This window comes from Anaerolineae bacterium (assembly GCA_013178165.1).
In the GTDB taxonomy this organism is placed as follows: domain Bacteria; phylum Chloroflexota; class Anaerolineae; order Aggregatilineales; family Ch27; genus Ch27.
Window position 1 is genome coordinate 411691 of sequence record JABLXG010000001.1, and the last position, 16348, is coordinate 428038.

Annotated in this window: 13 protein-coding genes; 8 read left to right on the top strand and 5 right to left on the bottom strand. The window is 64.9% G+C overall.

What is annotated here, in order from left to right; translation table 11 throughout:
• Positions 1–19: 19 nt before the first annotated feature.
• On the bottom strand, positions 20–799 hold the full coding sequence (locus tag HPY64_01700; GenBank protein NPV65840.1) for an HAD family hydrolase: 780 nt from the start codon (positions 797–799) through the stop codon (positions 20–22).
• A gap of 148 nt (positions 800–947) precedes the next feature.
• Between HPY64_01700 and HPY64_01705 the strand changes: the two genes are divergently transcribed.
• Both HPY64_01705 and HPY64_01710 read left to right on the top strand, forming a co-directional pair.
• Positions 948–2237, top strand: a complete 1290-nt coding sequence (locus HPY64_01705) for a SpoIIE family protein phosphatase (protein NPV65841.1) — start codon at positions 948–950, stop codon at positions 2235–2237.
• Positions 2237–3001 (top strand): hypothetical protein, encoded by a 765-nt coding sequence (locus tag HPY64_01710; protein NPV65842.1) that lies wholly within the window; start codon positions 2237–2239, stop codon positions 2999–3001. Before HPY64_01705 ends, HPY64_01710 begins: the two co-directional genes overlap by 1 nt.
• A gap of 48 nt (positions 3002–3049) precedes the next feature.
• Here the strand turns inward: HPY64_01710 and HPY64_01715 are convergent, their stop codons facing one another.
• Positions 3050–3658 (bottom strand): molybdenum cofactor guanylyltransferase, encoded by a 609-nt coding sequence (locus HPY64_01715; GenBank protein ID NPV65843.1) that lies wholly within the window; start codon positions 3656–3658, stop codon positions 3050–3052.
• 127 nt (positions 3659–3785) lie between these two features.
• On the opposite strand from HPY64_01715, the gene HPY64_01720 reads away from it, so the two are divergent.
• Genes HPY64_01720 through HPY64_01740 form a run of 5 tightly spaced genes read left to right on the top strand, consistent with a single transcriptional unit; the run spans position 3786 to position 10766 of the window.
• Entirely contained in the window at positions 3786–5054 is a 1269-nt protein-coding gene (locus HPY64_01720) for a molybdopterin molybdotransferase MoeA (GenBank protein NPV65844.1), read from the top strand.
• Between the two features lie 34 nt (positions 5055–5088).
• Entirely contained in the window at positions 5089–6837 is a 1749-nt protein-coding gene (locus tag HPY64_01725) for a PAS domain S-box protein (protein NPV65845.1), read from the top strand.
• A gap of 20 nt (positions 6838–6857) precedes the next feature.
• Entirely contained in the window at positions 6858–8819 is a 1962-nt protein-coding gene (locus HPY64_01730; protein NPV65846.1) for a molybdopterin biosynthesis protein, read from the top strand.
• A 13-nt stretch (positions 8820–8832) separates the two neighbouring features.
• Positions 8833–10329 (top strand): hypothetical protein, encoded by a 1497-nt coding sequence (locus HPY64_01735; GenBank protein NPV65847.1) that lies wholly within the window; start codon positions 8833–8835, stop codon positions 10327–10329.
• Between the two features lie 20 nt (positions 10330–10349).
• The gene (locus tag HPY64_01740) at positions 10350–10766 is read left to right on the top strand and encodes an isoprenylcysteine carboxylmethyltransferase family protein (GenBank protein ID NPV65848.1); all 417 of its coding nucleotides are present in this window, start codon (positions 10350–10352) and stop codon (positions 10764–10766) included.
• 104 nt (positions 10767–10870) lie between these two features.
• Here the strand turns inward: HPY64_01740 and HPY64_01745 are convergent, their stop codons facing one another.
• Together HPY64_01745 and HPY64_01750 are read right to left on the bottom strand one after the other, a co-directional pair.
• Positions 10871–12157: a tetratricopeptide repeat protein gene (locus tag HPY64_01745; protein ID NPV65849.1), complete on the bottom strand. Its 1287-nt coding sequence runs from the start codon at positions 12155–12157 to the stop codon at positions 10871–10873.
• A gap of 559 nt (positions 12158–12716) precedes the next feature.
• Positions 12717–14549 carry a phosphotransferase gene (locus tag HPY64_01750; GenBank protein ID NPV65850.1) on the bottom strand — a complete coding sequence of 611 codons (1833 nt, stop codon included), beginning with the start codon at positions 14547–14549 and terminating at the stop codon, positions 12717–12719.
• Between the two features lie 160 nt (positions 14550–14709).
• On the opposite strand from HPY64_01750, the gene HPY64_01755 reads away from it, so the two are divergent.
• On the top strand, positions 14710–15129 hold the full coding sequence (locus HPY64_01755) for an NUDIX domain-containing protein (protein NPV65851.1): 420 nt from the start codon (positions 14710–14712) through the stop codon (positions 15127–15129).
• Here the strand turns inward: HPY64_01755 and HPY64_01760 are convergent, their stop codons facing one another.
• On the bottom strand, positions 15130–15756 hold the full coding sequence (locus HPY64_01760; protein NPV65852.1) for a YbhB/YbcL family Raf kinase inhibitor-like protein: 627 nt from the start codon (positions 15754–15756) through the stop codon (positions 15130–15132).
• Between the last annotated feature and the right edge of the window lie 592 nt (positions 15757–16348).

Below are 16348 nucleotides of genomic sequence, written 5' to 3' on the forward strand. Positions count from 1 at the left end.
GGTTCTGGCGATCAGGTTGTCAGGAGGTTCGCCACGCTTCCACCAGCGGCAGCAAATCGGCCAGGCGGGTCACCGTGGCGTCCGGCGTGATGGGCAGGCCGCCGGAAGGTGGAGCCTCCCACTCGGCGCTTTTCAGCAGCACGCCACGCAGACCGGCCTGCTGCGCCCCGTACACGTCAAAGTACGGATGATCACCCACAAAGGCGGCTTCTTGCGGCTGTAGCCCCAGCGCTTCCAGCGTCATCTGGAAGACCTGCCGGGCAGGCTTCCACGCGCCAACATCAGCGGAGAAGAAGGCACAATCCAGGTACTCGGCCAGCCCCCAGCGGGCCAGGTCCTCCAGGTGGAAGGCGCCCGGCCAGACGGTGTTGCTGAACAAACCCAGCCGCAACCCCTGCGCCCGTAGCGCGGCCAGAGTCTCCGCCGCGCCGGGCAGGGGCCGGACGAGCGCCTGCGCCGGGGCCACATATGCGGCCACCGCACTGTCGATCAGGCCGTCGTTGGCGGCGTTTTCCGGCAGACCCCAGCTCAGCAACACCTCGCGCAGGATCGGGCCAAGCTGCGGGTTGACCGGTTTCCCCTCCGCGATCATCCGCCACTGGCGCTCCATCGCGGTGAAGGCGCTCTGGCGGGCTTCCTCAGCGGGTGGGGCGGGATACCCACGCTCCAGCAGGAAGGCCCGCAGCGCATCAGCGCCCAGGTCTTCCATTGCCCGCCAGCCCTCACCGGCGCTGGGGGCGGGGGGATGATAATCCAGCAGCGTCCCTCCCATATCGAAGATCACGCCACGCAGTGCCATCGTTGCCCCTCTTTCTGGTGATGACGGTCAGAGAACATATCATACCACGATGGTAGAGATTGTAGCTGTGGCTATCCATGCCGGGAAGGTATAATCCCGGCGCAGACCGGCGGCTTTTGCCGCGGGCAGAAAAGAGAGCGCCTTTCACATGGCTGAACACAATTCTGCTTCATCCGCCGCTTCGATGGCGGAGCGCCTGGCTACGCTGGCAGAGATCAACCAGGCGATCAACGCCAGCCTGGACCTTGATGTCATGATGGATGCCGTGCTGGATAAGGTGATTGAGGTTGTCAAGGCACAGCGCGGCTTTCTGATGCTGCGCGACGATTCCGGGCAACTGCATGTCCGGGTGGCGCGTGGCCTGAACAGGGAAGATCTGCTCTCGGCGGATTTCCAGTACAGCACGACCATTGTCAATCAGGTTGTGCGCACGAACGCTCCCCTGCTGACCAGCAACGCTGAGCATGATCCGCGCTTTGAGCGGGGTGAGAGCATCATCGCCCTGGGCCTGCGCTCGATCATGTGTGCGCCGTTGCTGGTCAAGAACCGCCTGATCGGACTGGTGTATGTGGATAACACCCTGCGCACCGGGGTCTTTCAGCAGAGCGATCTCGATCTGTTGACGGCCTTCGCCGGGATGGCCGCCATCGCCCTGGAAAACGCCCGGCTGCACCGGCTGGAGGTAGAGAGCACCCGGCTGGAACGCGAGTTGAGCATCGCCTATGACATTCAGCGCAGTATGCTGCCGCGCCGCCTGCCGGACTTTCCTGGCTATGAGATCGCCGCGACCTGGCACAGTGCGCGGGAAGTCGCCGGCGACTTCTACGACGCTTTTCTGCTGGATGGCGATCAGCTGGGAGTGGTGATCGCTGACGTGGCCGATAAGGGCGTTGGCGCAGCGTTGTTCATGGCTGTAGCCCGCAGCCTGATCCGGGGCATCGCTGCTGTTGCCCGCTTCCCGCTGGATACCATCCACCAGGCCAACCGGCTGATGATGCTGGAAGGCAACAACAGCGGTATGTTCGTGACGGCCTACTACACGGTGTTTGAGCGCGACGGCCGGGCGGTAGGCGTCAACGCCGGGCATAACCGGCCGCTGCTTTACCGCCATCGCACGGCAGAGATCACCTGGCTGCCCCGGGGTGGGCGGGCGATGGGCTGGTTCGACCAGCTTCCTCTGAGCCCCCATCCTATTGAACTGGAGCCGGGCGACGTGCTAGTCTATTACACAGATGGCCTGACCGACGCGGAGAACGAGCAGGGTCTGTTCTTCGGGGAACGCCACCTGGCCGAGATCGTGCGCGAGGAAGCCCGCCGGGGGCGCTCCGCGCTGGAAATCCTCGATCGCATCAGCGCCGTGGTGCAGGCGTTTGTCGGGCAGGCGCCGCCCTTTGACGACCTGACGATGATTGTGGTGAAGTATTGTGGAGAAGCGTGATGAGGAACTTTATCAAGCGTCTGGCGGCTATGCTGGCGGTGATTGTCCTGCTGATCGGGGTTACGGCGCTGCTGGCCGCTCCCCGGCTGGTGATCGATCTGGCCGGTCGTGTGGAGACCGCCCCGGCGGGGACGCGCACCGCCCTGATTGTGGCCGCCGTCCTGATCGATTTGCTGCTGGTGGCCATTCTGGTTCGCCTGTTGCGCCCGCCGCGCAAGGATGGGTTAGTCGTCCGGGCGCGCGGGGCCAGGGCCGAAGTCAGCGTTGACTCCGTTCAGCGCCAGATCAACACGCGCATCGCCCAGGTGTCTGACGTGCTGGCTGTGCAGACCGGTGTGGAAGTAACGCAGGAAGGCGCGGCCAGGGTGGAGATGAACGTCCGCACCCGCCCGGATATTGTCATCCCGGAGAAGCAAAAAGAACTGGGCCGCGTGTTGCGCCAGCTCATTGAAAAGCAGATGGGCCTGCGGCTGGCCGGTGATCCGATCATCCACATTGCTCTGGCGACGGACGAATTCGACACGGCTGACCGGGTGACCACCGTCGTCCAGCCGATTGCCGCGCCGGCGGAAGCCGCTTACGCCTCTCTGCCGGCCACTGCTTCGTACACCGAGGTGGCCGCTGAGCATGTCGAGCATCCAGCGCCGGCTGAACCCCCGCCAGCACCGCCCGTGCCTGTTGAAACGCCGGAGGAAGCGCCGCCTGCCCCGGAAGAGGACGAACCCTGGCGGGCCTTCCTGCTGGAAGATACCGACAGAGCCTGACCCGTAGAGGCCTGGCCATTGACGCCGGGTCTCTGCTTTTCAGGTGGCTCAGGTGGCAGGGGAATCGTCAGCCGTTGCAGCCTGCAGGCGGGCCAGTTCTTCCGGCGTGTTGACGTTGACGAAGGAACGCAACGCCGGATCGAAGCGGCGCACTTCGTCTTCTTCCACAAAACGCAACCGCACCTGGCCGTAAAAGCTGATCGCCTTCAGCTGGTCCTGTTCCAGCTTCTCGCGGATGGCTCCCAGGCAGCCCTTGCTGTAGACGGCGTGCAGCGCTTCCGGGAAGCCGTCCAGGCGCGGTACAATCGCGTCATAACCGGCCCGCAGGCTGATCAGGTGGGCCAGCAGCGCCGGGTTGAGGAACGGCATGTCGCAGGCCACGCACAGCGTGTAGAGGGTCTGGCTGCAGGAGATCGCCGTGTAGAGTCCGCCCAGCGAGCCTTTCCCCGCCAGCAGATCGCCGTACATCGGCAGCCCCAGCGGCGCGTAGGCTGCCGGACGGTTGGTGATCAGGATGGTGGGGAGGCCCAGGCTGCCCACGCGCTCCAGCACATGCTGGATCAGGGTTTTGCCCAGCAGCGGCACAAAGCTTTTGTCTGTCCCCATCCGGCTGGATTTGCCTCCGGCCAGGATGGCGACTGTCACAGCGTCTTCCATGGGGCAACTCCTGCGACCTCTTCGCCGGGGCGCAATCGATTGTAACGCGGGGGTGCGCTCCGGGCACGTGCCCGTGTGAGGTACCTGCTGTGGACGACCGCCCCGGCGCAATCTCCAGGAGTTGTCGATGGCTGAGTTCTTCAACGTCCTTTCCCCTGCCGAAGCCCTGGCTCGCTGGCTGGCCGAAGTCACCCACCGCACCGCCATGGTTGAAGCCGAGCTCTGGGCAGGGATGGCGTCTGGCGGCGTGCTGGCGGAAGACATCTGCAGCCCGGAGGATTTGCCTGCCTTCCGCCGGGCGACGGTGGATGGCTACGCCGTCCGCGCTGCCGATACTTACGGTGCGGGCGAGGCGCTGCCGGCTTACCTGCGCGTTGTCGGCGAGTCACACATGGGGGAGCAACCGGCGTTCGCGGTCGGGCCGGGACAGGCTGCGTTGATCCATACCGGGGCGATGATCCCCGCAGGCGCGGACGCGGTAGTGATGGTGGAACACACCAGCCCGATCGCGACGGACGAGATCGAGGTACTCCGCCGCGTGGCCCCCGGCGAGAATGTCCTGCAGGTCGGGGAAGATGTGCACCGGGGGGAACCGGTGTTACCCGCCGGGGCGCGCCTGCGCCCGCCAGAGATCGGGGCACTGCTGGCGTTGGGCCTGGGCACACCGGCCCGCCCGATCCATCTGCGCGCCCGCCCGCGCGTGGCCATCTTCTCCACCGGCGACGAGATCGTCCCGCCGGGGGCCGCGCCTGCACCGGGACAGGTCCGCGACATCAACAGCTTCACCATTAGCGCGCTGGCGGCGGAGGCAGGGGCCGATGTTGAGCCTTGGGGGATCATCCCGGACGATCCCACGGCGCTGGAGATGGCCCTGCGTGCTGCGCTGGCCCCGCCCGCCGCCGCCGATCTGGCCGTGATCACGGCGGGCAGCAGCGTTAGCGCCCGCGACATGACCGCCGCGGTGATCAACCGCCTGGCGGCTGAACTGGGCGGGCCGGGCGTGCTGGTGCACGGGGTAGCCATCAAACCTGGCAAGCCCACCATTCTGGCTGTTGTTGATGGGCGGCCGGTGCTCGGCCTGCCGGGCAACCCGGTCAGCGCGGTCGTCGCCTTCTGGCTGTTTGGTCTCCCGGCCATCGGCCACATACTGGGCGCGCGTCCACCCTCCCGGCCACGCCTGCGGGCCACGCTCACAGCCAACGTTCCGAGTGCTGCCGGGCGAGAGGACTATATCCCTGTTGTGTTGCATGAGAACGATGATACCATCAAGGCAGACCCGATCTTCGGCAAGAGCAACCTGATCTTCACCCTGGTGCGCGCCGACGGTCTGGCCAGGATTCCGCTGGACGCCACCGGTCTGCGGGCCGGTGATGCCGTTGACGTCTATCTGTTCTAAAAAGACCGCTGAAGGTTCGCGGAGTAAGGCCAGGATGAGCGACCAGAGTCACAAGACCAGAGACGAACTGCTCGCGGAAATCGCCGGGTTGCGCCAGCGCATTGCCGAACTGGAGGCTGCCCGGGCAGTGCGGGCTGCCGCTGAAGTAGGCGAGGAGCGCTTGCGTCAGGTCATCCAGAGCATGCCAGTAATGATGCTGGCCTTTGACGAAGAGCTTAACCATATCACTGTCTGGAATCATGAATGCGAGCGCGTCACCGGTTTCAGCGCCGAGGAAATCGTGGGCAAGCCGCAGGCCCTCTGGCTGATCTATCCTGATCCTGCCTATCGCGCCTACCTGCGGGATGAATGGCAACGCCGGGGGGACAACTACCGCGATTTTGAATGGAAGGTCGTCTGCAAAGACGGCAGCACCCGCATTGTCTCCTGGTCGAACATCTCCGAGCTAATTCCCGTCCCCGGCTGGGGAACCTGGGCCATTGGTGTGGATGTCACTGCCCGCCGGCAGGCTGAATCCGCTCTGCAAGCCGCCCATGACCAGCTGGAGCAGCGCGTCAGGGAGCGCACCGCCGAACTGGCCGAGGCCAATGCCCGGCTGCTGGCGGAGATTCAGGAGCGCCGGCAGGCCGAGGAAGCCCTGCGCCAGAGCGAGGAGCGTCTGCGCCAGGTGCTGGAGCACATGCCGGTGATGCTGATCGCCTATGACGAGCAGGCCGATACCATCCGCGTCTGGAACCGCGAATGCGAGCGCGTCACCGGGTATAGCGCCGCCGAGATCGTTGGCCGGTCGGCGCGGGAGATCAACCGTCTGCTGTACCCCGATTCTGCTTACCTGTCGCGCCTGTGGCGGGAGATGCTGGCCCGTGGCGATGACTACCGCGACTGGGAATGGGAATGGGTCTGCAAGGATGGCAGCCACAGGACCATCGCCTGGTCGAATATCTCCGCTCGTTTCCCCATCCCTGGCTGGGCCACCTGGGCTATTGGCGTGGATGTGACCGAGCGCCAGAAGGCCAAGGAGCGCGCCATCGCCCTGGGTGTCGAGCAAGCCCGCCGGGAAATGCTGGAACGCTTCATCAGCGACGCTTCCCACGACCTCAAGACGCCGCTAACGACCATGAGGCTCAGCCTGAGCGTGATGCGCAAGACGCTGGATGAAGACGTCCATTCCCGTCACCTGACCATCCTGGGGATGCAGGTGACACATCTGGAAAGGACGGTCGAAGACCTGCTGAATATTGTCCGTCTGGACCAGGAGGAGGAGTTGGTCCGCAGCCCGGTGAATCTGGCCGCACTGGCGCAGAGCGTCATCGCCGAACAAGCGATGTTGATCGAGCAGAAAAACCATCATGTCACCTTTCAGGCGGAAGGCGATCCGCTGACTCTGATCGGCGATGAAATGGAATTGCACCGTCTGATCACCAACCTGCTGACCAACGCCTGCAACTACACATCCGCCGGCGGGCAGATCCTGGTTCGTGTCGCCCGGCAGGATGCCAGTGTTGTGCTGGAAGTCCAGGACAATGGGATCGGCATCAGCGAGGCGGAGCTACCCCACATCTTCAAGCGTTTCTACCGCGCCGACCGCGCCCGCAGCACTAACACCGGCGGTATGGGGCTGGGCCTGCCTATTGTCCAGAAGATCGTCGAAGCCCACCACGGCCTCATCGAGGTTGATAGCGCACCGGGGCGGGGCAGCGTCTTCCGGGTCTTTCTGCCGCTTGACGCCGGAGGCGCCGAGGTTGCAGCGGGCGATCCGGACGGCAGCAGCGAGCATAGCTGACTGTCTTGGAAGAACGCTGTATGGGCCAGGAGCGCAATATCTATCTGCATGACATCCCGCTGGAAGATGCATGGGCGATCTTTTCCGGCGCCTTGCAGCGCGCCGGGCAGTGGGGGCCATTCCCGGCGGAGAAAGTACCCGTCAACGAGGCTCTGGGGCGGGTGACCGCCGCGCCGATCTGGGCCAGGATCAGTTCCCCGCGTTACCATGCCAGCGCCATGGATGGCTATGCCGTCCGGGCGCGCGATACGCTGGGCGCAACCGAAACCGCCCCGGTGACACTGGAGGAAGGCACGCCGGAGACGGTCAGCCGCCCGGCGCTGGCGGTCAATACCGGCTATCCCCTGCCAGATTGGGCCGACGCCGTGATCATGATCGAGCATGTCCAGCCGCTGGGTGGGGGCCGGCTGCTCATCCGCAGCCCGGTGGCGCCCTGGCAGCATGTCCGCCCGATGGGGGAGGACATGGTGGCTACCGAGCTGGTGTTGCCGGCCAACCACACGCTGCGCCCGGTGGACGTGGGCGCGGCGGCGGCCTGCGGCCACGCAACGGTCAGCGTCCGCCGTCGCCCGGTGGTGGCTATCCTGGCTACTGGCTCCGAGCTGGTGCAGCCCGGCGATCCGCTGCGACCTGGCGATGTGATCGAGTTCAACAGCCTGGTGCTGGCCGGGCAGGTGCAGGAATGGGGTGGCATCCCTCAGCGCCTGCCGCCTGTCCCCGATGACCCGGAGCGTATCCAGGAGGCCGTCCGGGCTGCCGCGTCGGTTGCCGATCTGCTCCTGATCAACGCTGGCTCTTCCGCTGGCAGCGAAGATCACACCGCTGCGGTGGTGCGGGCGCTGGGCCAGTTGCTGGTGCATGGCGTCGCGGTGAGGCCTGGCCACCCGGTGGTGCTGGGGATGCTGGAGATAGACGGTCGCCGCGTGCCGGTCATTGGCGTGCCGGGTTATCCGGTCTCCGCCGCCCTGACCGGCGAGATTTTCGTGCGTCCGCTGCTGGATCGCTGGCTGGGCCGTCCGGCGGAACCACCGCCAACGATCGAGGGCGAATTAACGCGCAAGGTACTCAGCCCGATTGGCGACGAGGAATACCTGCGGGTTACGGTGGGCCGGGTGGGGGAGCGTGTGCTGGTCACGCCGCTGGGACGCGGCGCCGGTGTGATCACCTCGCTGGTGCGGGCGGATGGCATCGTGCGCATCCCGCGCTTCAGCGAGGGGCATAACGCCGGGGATCGGGTGACCGTTCACCTCTACCGCTCGCCACGCACAATCGAGCATACGGCGTTGATCAGCGGTTCCCATGACCTCACGCTTGACCTGCTGGCGCAGTTCCTGGCGGAACGCCACCCGGCCTACCGGCTGGTTAGCGCCCATGTAGGCAGCCTGGGCGGGCTGATCGCCCTGGAACGCGGTCAGGCGCATCTGGCGGGGTGCCACCTGCTGGATGTGGAAACCGGCGAATACAATGTAGCTTATGTGCGTCGCTATGTGCCGGGCAGGGCCGTCCGCCTGATCACCCTGGTTGGGCGTGTGCAGGGCCTGATCCTGCCCCGGGGCAATCCTAAACAGATCACGGGCATCGCTGATCTGGTCCGCGAGGATGTGCGCTACGTCAACCGCCAGCGCGGGGCGGGCACGCGCCTGCTCTTTGACCATTTGCTGGCGCGGGCGGGTCTGCACCCGGAGCAGATCACCGGCTATGAGCACGAGCAGATCACCCATCTGGCGGTGGCGGCGGCGGTGCAGAGCGGGCAGGCGGACGCGGGCATGGGCGTGCTGGCGGCGGCGCGCGCCCTGGATCTTGACTTCATCCCCCTGGCGACGGAACGTTACGATCTGGCGCTGGCGCTGGAGTACGCTGACGTGCCGCCGGTGCGGGCCACGCTGGAGTTGTTGCATGACGACGCATTTCGTGCTGCGGTGGCCGCCCTGCCCGGCTATGATGTCGCCCGGATGGGGATGATCGTGGCGGATGTGCTATAGGCAGGGGGATAGGATGGTTGTGGGCAGGATCGCGGCGGTGGCGGTGATGGTGGCGCTGCTGGCAGGAGGGGCGGCACTGGCTCAGGAAGGCGACGCGCCGGGACGGGTGCTGGTCTGGCTGGCGCCCGGCCAGCCGGGTGCGCCCGCCGGACCGGGGATGCTGGCCTGGATAGTCCCCGGCGCAGCGTCGCAATTACTGGCCGAAGTGCCATCGGAAGGACCGCAGACGCGTGTCTTTGCCTGCGGGCCGGACGCGCTGGCTCCTGCCGGGGACGGCCTGGTGATCTTCGTTGGTGCGGAAACCGGTGGCCTGTACTACGTTCCTCTGAGGGTTGAAGGCGCGTTGATCCGTCTGGGGAATGCCCATGCCCTGGCCTGCAATGGGCCGGGGCGGGCCGCCTTCAGCCCTGACGGCCAGCGTTGGGCTTACATTGATTATCCGGCGGATGCTACCCGCCGCGCTCCCTTCGCCAGCGGGACGCTGCGCATCCTGACTATGCCTGCCGCAGCAGGCCTGGCCCCGTTTGTCGAAGCTGTCGCGTTCCCGGAGATTGTGGCTTTTACGCTGGGGGATGCCGGGGCATATGCCGTGCGTTTTTTCACCGATGTCAATGGCCTGGCTGACGAAGCGGCGCTGATTGGCTGGGATGGCGCTGCCGGGCGTGAGATCACGACGCTCGTCCCCGCCCGCGGCTGTGACTGGACGAGCGCGGCCCTGGCCCCTTATGCTGGCGGTGGGGTGATCCTCTCGCTGGGCCAGCACTGCCCCGGTGGGTCGCAATGGCGGCTGTTCACCGTCAGCGACGATGGCGCAGCGACCGAGCACGTCTACATGCCCAGCGGCGGCGCTTACCTGCCGGCCAGCACGGTCAACCGGGTGATACCGCTGGCGGATGGGCAACGTGTCCTGGCGACGTTTCCGAACGGCCGGGCGGCCAGCGTCGCCAACCTGGTGCTGGCTGATCTGACCGCCAGAACCGTCACGCTGGTCACCGAGGGCATAACGGTAGATACCTTTCCCGGTGGCCTGGCCCGGCTTCTCCAGCGTGCGCCGGATGGACGCTTCCTCGTTTATGTCAGTTCAACGGCCAATGACGAGCATTTCCTGCATCGCCTGGCTCTGGATGGTAGCGTCATGCCGGTCACGATCAGCGCCGGGTCACGCGGGGATGTGATCGCCACCTTCAGCTTTGGCATGGACGGCCGCCTGGCTTTTGTCGCCGGGGGAGCAGGCGGCCAGGACAACACGCTGTTCCTCCTGCCCGCCGGCGAAGCTGCGCCGCAACGTGTGATGCGCGGGCGCTTCCTGCAGTCCACCAGCCTGATGACCGACGCTGGTGTGATCCTGTTGAACCACGTGCCTGCGGATACCGCCTATCCGCGCACGGCGACCGATCTGGTGCTGGCCGGCTTTGATGGCAGCCTGACGACGCTGCTGGAAGGGCGGGCGGCGGGCAGCTGGGGCTACCCGCTGGTGTGGCAGGCGCCGCCGGATGCGGTAGCCCCCTGATCGGCGGTGCGGTAGCCCTGGTGACTCTGTTGGTGGCCGGGCTGGATGCGCGCTTTAGCTGGTCGGCCATCTCTGCAGCAGCTCAGGGTGTTGCGCTTGTCGTGGAGATGGCCGGCCCGGGGCTTTCCGGCTGGGCGATGGCAGTCAACCGCTTCTTCTCGCGTGTGGTGCGTATCCAGGCCGACCGTGGTCAGACGGTTGTAACCGACGGGCCTTACCGCTATATCCGCCATCCCGGTTACGCCGGGCTGATCCTTCATATGCTGGGGACGCCAATCCTGCTCGGTTCAGGGTGGGCGCTGCTACCAGCGGGGGTCATGGTGGCAACGATGATCGTGCGTACTATCCTGGAGGATCGGATGTTGCAGGCGGAATTGCCCGGCTACCGCGAGTACGCGGGGCGCACCCGCTGGCAGCTGATCCCCGGCGTGTGGTAGCGCCAGCAGCGGTCATCCCCTGCGGACTTGCCTGAGCAGCGGTGAAAAGACAAACCGGAGGCTGTCCGCGCAGCCTCCGGTGGTGTTTTGACAGCAGGTAAATATCAGCTCTGTCCGGTGATCTGCCGGTAGAGGGCGATGGTCTCTGGCGAGGGGGTGATGTTAAGCGTCTCCCGCAGGGATCGTTCCAGCTGGTGATATTGCTCAACCGCCTTCTCGATATCGCCCTTGCGGTAGTACAGGCTCATCACCTGGCGGTGGATGTCTTCGCGTTCCGGCGTCTCGCGCAGGGCACGGCTGTAGTGCTTGAGGGCCTCATCGATCCGGCCCTGCACCTCGCGGATGCGCCCCAGCCCGATCTGGGCGGTGGCGTTCAGGTGACGCAGTTCGGCGCGGCGCTCCCTGGCCCAGTCCATGTCCAGGCGGTGCAGGAAAGGCGCACGGTACAGGCGAACGGCTTCTTCCCAGTGCGGTTCGGCCTGTTGGTCATCAGCGGCCATGGCTTCTTCCACGGCTTTGGTAAACTTGAATACATCGTAGAAAATGTCCAGTTTGTCGCTATGGCTGTAGAAGCCGCTGGCATACTGGGTCAGGTCATAGCCCAGCCGCTCGTTGATCTTGCGCTTGGTGACATGAAACACATTGGTCGCCTCTTTGACGGAAAGCGTGGGCCAGAAGACGTCAAAAATCTCGTCGCGGGTGACCAGTTCGTGATCCATGAAGAAGTAAAAGAGATTCTTGGGCAACTCGCCATCCCAGTGGGTGACGGGTACGCCGTTGACCAGCGTATGGCCGCGGCCCAGGGAAAAAACTTCAATGCGCGGGACTTCTGGCGCGGGTTCCGGCGGGGCGCTTTCCTCCGGCACGTATTCCGCCCCCAGCACGGTTGCCTTTTGCTCCGAGACCAGGTCAAACCAGGGCAGGTAAGCCTGCTCGCGGGCGTTGATGATGATCTGACCGTGCTCCGGCATATGCTCGATCAGGGCTTCCATGAAGCGCTTGGTTTCATCTTTTTCTGGCAGACGGTCGTATTGATCCAGAAGCAGGGTGAACGGTTCGCTGCTGAGCGCCCGCAGGTCTTCGGCAAGGGCGGCAGCCAGGTCCTGGACCTTGGCTTTGGCGGCAATAGCGGCGCGGAGATTTTCCCCAAAACCGTCGGTGGAAGCGTTTAGGTCTTCGATGAGGTTGTTGAGGAACTTGCGCAGGTTGCGATCGGTGGTCTGCAGGGCGTAGTAGTACAGGCCGCAGTCCGGTTCGCGCAGGTAACGGGACAGATAGGCATTGCGGTAGCGGTTGCGGGGATAAAGGACAACCAGAGGGCTGCCGCCCGTCTCCCGCTTTAAGGCAAGAGGCCCTTCATTAATCAGACGTTCTGCTTTGCTTGTCGTCATAGCTCACCTGACCTTTTGGCGCTCAAGAGACAACGAGTCTTGTTCAATCTTGCCGGCAGGGCGATATGATGGTCGGATGCAGGCCCTGGGTACCCGGCACAGGGTATGACCCCGCAGAAAACTGAAATCTTTAGAGACCTACAATAAAGACCCTGCTACCAGCTACTTTAGTATGGTGGGTTATTGTATCAATAACAACGGCGCCATGCTAGCGACCTCGCCCTGGGTTGTCAAGACCTCTCTTGTGCCACGAAGCGCGGGGACTGGCTGCCAAGCTGGCACTGTCTAAGGGTGCCGAACTACAGTCCCGGCAGCTGATTTTTCAGGCCAGGATGGAGGAGCAGTCTGCAGGTCGGGTCTGTGGCAAGCACATCACTGGTAGATCCCCACTTTGTAGTGCCGATGGTTTCCGGGACGATTCATAACCGGAAGACTTTATGTGATAACAATGCTTATCTTCGTTTACCACAGTTTTAAGTATATGACAACATTTTGCTGCCGGAAAATATTAATATATCGTTTATGTAAGTTGGGATACTGTTATCTGCCGGGCGGCCCCCTACGCACCGCCGCGCTGCAGAGTCTCCTGCAGGGCGCGGGTGCGGCGGCCTTCCTCGTGTAATAGCTCCACGCCATCGCGCAGCGCCTCCGGCAGAGCCGGGCCGTGGTACAGTTTCTTCTGCAGTTCGGCGCAGCGGTAGCACAGGGTGAGATGCTGCAGGTGCTGGCGCACGACCGCCAGCGCCTCCGCAGGAGGGCGTCCATCCAGGGTAGCGGCGTCCAGGCGGGGAACCGCCGTCTGGAAGCGATCCCGCAGGCTGCTACGCGTTGTCAGTCGATCGACGATCAGCGCGGCGGCAAGCAGGGCGCGCTGCCGGACATGTTCGCGCAGGTGCCTGAGGGTGGCCATGAACAGCGTTTCGTAGAGCAGCGCGTGCAGGTACTCGGTGATGTCAGTGATCCCGGTGGCCTGGCAGGCCAGGTGGCGCAGCCCGGCCAACGTCTGAAAGGTCTTGAACAGCGCCATATCAGCAGCGACGTCTGGCGTGGGGAGCAGCAGATCGCCCACTGACCTGGCCGTCAGCAGCGATCGCTCCAGCGCGGCCAGCCCGCTCAGGTCTCCGTCCGGGTAGGCGGTCAGGCGCAGCTTGATATCGGCTTCCAGTTCAACAAAATCGCGCAGGGCATGGGTTCGACCGGTATGCTCGAAGTCGATCAGCCAGGTCATGCGGGTGTTGTCGACGAAGAAGTTATCGCCGTGCAGGTCGCCATGGGCGATGCAGGTGGTCAGGCTATCGAAGACCTGATGCTTGCCCTCGCGCAGCACCCACAGGGCCGGGTTGGGCAGGTCGCCGTTCACGCCGGGGAAGCGCAGGCGGTACTCGTTCTGCTGCACCCGCCCCAGGTGTTCTTCCAGGTCCAGGGCGCTATCGTACAGCGCATAGAGGCTGCCTCCACTGACCACCTGTCGTTCGGTGATGTACCAGACTTCGCACAGCTGCAGGAACAGCGTGCGCAGGGCTTCCAGGATGGTTTCGGCGTCATTCCCGGCGTAGAAGCTCTGGAAGGGCTGGAGGTCATCCGGAGCCACCCCCAGAAACTCATAGGCGCACGCGCCGATATGCCATAGCAGGGTGTGCCCTTCCAGCCGGGCCTGGCGGTTATGCTTGAGCTGGCTCTCGACATGGTTGGTGTAATTGTCGACTTCCCGCTGGATGCGGTCACGGGTGCTGATCTTGGTGACCTTGGGAGTCAGGTAATTGGTGTACCGACGCCGCTCCTGGGTCCAGAGCACCACCGCGCGGCGGACGGGAGTCGCCGCCGGGTTCTCCGGTGTACCGTCCACGCCGGGCAGCAGCTTCAGTTCGACGGCGACAGCCTTGGGGAACAGGCGACCCAGCAGGTCGGTCAGGTCCTGGGCCAGGAGTTGCTCTGGCTTCATTCTCAGCGCCTGGGCGATGTCGCGGTTGAAGTTGTCGTGCGGCCAGTTAATGCGCACCTGGCGCTGGTCAGCCTGTAAGCGGACGGCTTCGGCCAGCGTTCGCGGGGGATCGCTGGCGCGGACATAGCCCATCCGATGCCAGCCGGCAATGTAGGCGATGGTGTCGTCCCGATCGGTGCTGTAGAGCACCACACCGGCTGGCATGAACTGGTGTCCCAGGTCAAACTGAGTCGGGTCGAGCAAGTTGACCGGCCCGATCAGCCGGGCGTTGATGACCGCGACATGGCAAAAATGCTCCATCAGTTGCCGTCGCGCATCTGCCAGCAACGCCGCCCCCTCACCTTCAGCGACATGCACCTCGTAGTCAAACTGGCGCAGGTTTTCTACCGTAGCGATGCGCTGGCGCGGTTCATCTTCGACCACCAGCACGCGGAGCCGGTTGTTGCTCATAACCATTCCCAATCTCCCGGACGGCCTCAGCCGTCGGCAAGGCGCGGGGGCCACTCAGAGATTATAAGCAAATCCGGTTTTCTGCGCTGGGATTCGGAGCGCCGCACGTAGAGGATTACAATCGCTCCCGGTCAAGCCGGTTGCCGGGAGGGCAGTCATCATGGAGTACACGCTGGGCTTTGTTTTTGACCGGGCGCAGGAGCGCGTCCTGCTCATCCACAAGTGCAAGCCGGCCTGGCAGGCGGGCAAGATCAACGGTCTGGGCGGCGCGCTGGAGCCGGGGGAGACGCCCCCCGCCGGAGTCCGGCGCGAGGTGTGGGAGGAAGGCGGGCTGGACATCGCCGAGGGGGAGTGGCTGCCCGTAGCGACCATGCAGGCTGACGACTGGACGGTGCATGTCTTCGCTACCGTGTATGCGGGTGATCCTGCCACCGCCCAAAGCCGCACCGGCGAGGCGGTGGCGTGGTATCCGGTGAACGCGCTGCCGGGCGCGATCATCAGCAACCTGGCCTGGCTGATCCCGCTAGGACTCGATCGCCTGCGACATGGTACGCCCCGGCGCTGCCTGGTCTGGTATTGATCACCGGGGCGGCGGGGCGGGCCTGCGGCGGTAAGTCGCCATCAGACGGCCGGTGGCCAGCACATGCCCGCGCATGGCCTCGCTGACGGCAGTGCGGGAGGCGCCCGGCGGCAATGGCAGGGGCGAATCCAGGGCGTAGAGGGTGAAGATGTAGCGGTAGTTTTCGCCGGGCGGCGGACAGGCGCCTGTGTAGCCCGGCGCACCGAAGTCGTTCATCCCCTGCCGGGAACCTCCCGGTGTGCTGCCGGGCGGCAGGGCGCGGGGCAATTCGCGGGCGGCGGCGGGCAGGTTGTAGAGCACCCAGTGGGCCAGGGAGCCGTGCGGAGCGTCGGCAGTCTCGCAGATCAAAGCCAGCGCCGCTGTCCCGGCAGGCAGCCCTCCCCACGCCAGCGGGGGCGATTCTCCCGCGCCGTCACAGGTACAGGCCACCGGCAGTGGGCCATCTGGCGGGAAGTCCGGGCTGAACAGGCGGATCGTGTCCGGCGCGACAGCAGCAGCACCGGGATCGAGTGTAGGCGGAGGCAACGGCGTCCGGGCTGGAGGCACGAGCGGGACCCAGGAGCGGGGCTGGCTCAGCGCAGAGCGGGAAGCGGAATCCGGCGTGGCTCGCCGGGCAAGCCGGGTCATTGCCTCCCGCAGAAAGCCGCGTAACAGGAAGTACGCTCCCAGAATCAACAGAATCAGCGGGATGGTCAGGGATTCCAGTTCGGTAGCATCCAGCAGGCCATAAATGGCGATCAGGCTGGTCAGCAGGATCGGCCCGATCATCCAGCCAAAGGCGGGCCGGAGGTAGTTCGGCGCCCAGATCAGGAACAGGGTGATAGCCATCCCGCCCATGAACGTGAAGATGGTCAGGCCGCGCACCATATGCGGCGGCCAGCCCAGCCGCAGCTGCACCAGCGCCGCCGCGCCGGTGAACAGCATGCCCGCCGGCAGCCCGGCCCACCAGTAACCGGGCCGGCGCTCCAGCCACACCCGGCGGATATAAAGCGTCAGGAAGGGCAGGCCAAGCAGGGCCGTGCCCACTGCCAGCGTGTACAGCGGTTGGAAATCCAGGAAGAAGGCGGCGGAGAAGAAGACCGCCACGCTGAACAGGACATAAGCCGCCCAGCCCGGCCAGGGCAAACCCGGATGAGCCAGGCCGTAAAGCAGCACCAGCCCGCCCAGCGCCGCTACCCCGGCGGATATGGCCAGCAACTCGAAGTAGGCGAACCAGCCC

Excerpts from the sequence above, each read along its gene's own strand:
- HPY64_01730 (NPV65846.1), top strand. The coding sequence starts at position 6,858 with ATGGGCCAGGAGCGCAATATCTATCTGCATGACATCCCGCTGGAAGAT.
- HPY64_01720 (NPV65844.1), top strand. The coding sequence starts at position 3,786 with ATGGCTGAGTTCTTCAACGTCCTTTCCCCTGCCGAAGCCCTGGCTCGC.
- HPY64_01735 (NPV65847.1), top strand. The coding sequence starts at position 8,833 with ATGGTTGTGGGCAGGATCGCGGCGGTGGCGGTGATGGTGGCGCTGCTG.
- HPY64_01745 (NPV65849.1), bottom strand. The coding sequence starts at position 12,157 with ATGACGACAAGCAAAGCAGAACGTCTGATTAATGAAGGGCCTCTTGCC.
- HPY64_01710 (NPV65842.1), top strand. The coding sequence starts at position 2,237 with ATGAGGAACTTTATCAAGCGTCTGGCGGCTATGCTGGCGGTGATTGTC.
- HPY64_01760 (NPV65852.1), bottom strand. The coding sequence starts at position 15,756 with ATGACCCGGCTTGCCCGGCGAGCCACGCCGGATTCCGCTTCCCGCTCT.
- HPY64_01750 (NPV65850.1), bottom strand. The coding sequence starts at position 14,549 with ATGAGCAACAACCGGCTCCGCGTGCTGGTGGTCGAAGATGAACCGCGC.
- HPY64_01725 (NPV65845.1), top strand. The coding sequence starts at position 5,089 with ATGAGCGACCAGAGTCACAAGACCAGAGACGAACTGCTCGCGGAAATC.
- HPY64_01705 (NPV65841.1), top strand. The coding sequence starts at position 948 with ATGGCTGAACACAATTCTGCTTCATCCGCCGCTTCGATGGCGGAGCGC.
- HPY64_01755 (NPV65851.1), top strand. The coding sequence starts at position 14,710 with ATGGAGTACACGCTGGGCTTTGTTTTTGACCGGGCGCAGGAGCGCGTC.
- HPY64_01700 (NPV65840.1), bottom strand. The coding sequence starts at position 799 with ATGGCACTGCGTGGCGTGATCTTCGATATGGGAGGGACGCTGCTGGAT.
- HPY64_01715 (NPV65843.1), bottom strand. The coding sequence starts at position 3,658 with ATGGAAGACGCTGTGACAGTCGCCATCCTGGCCGGAGGCAAATCCAGC.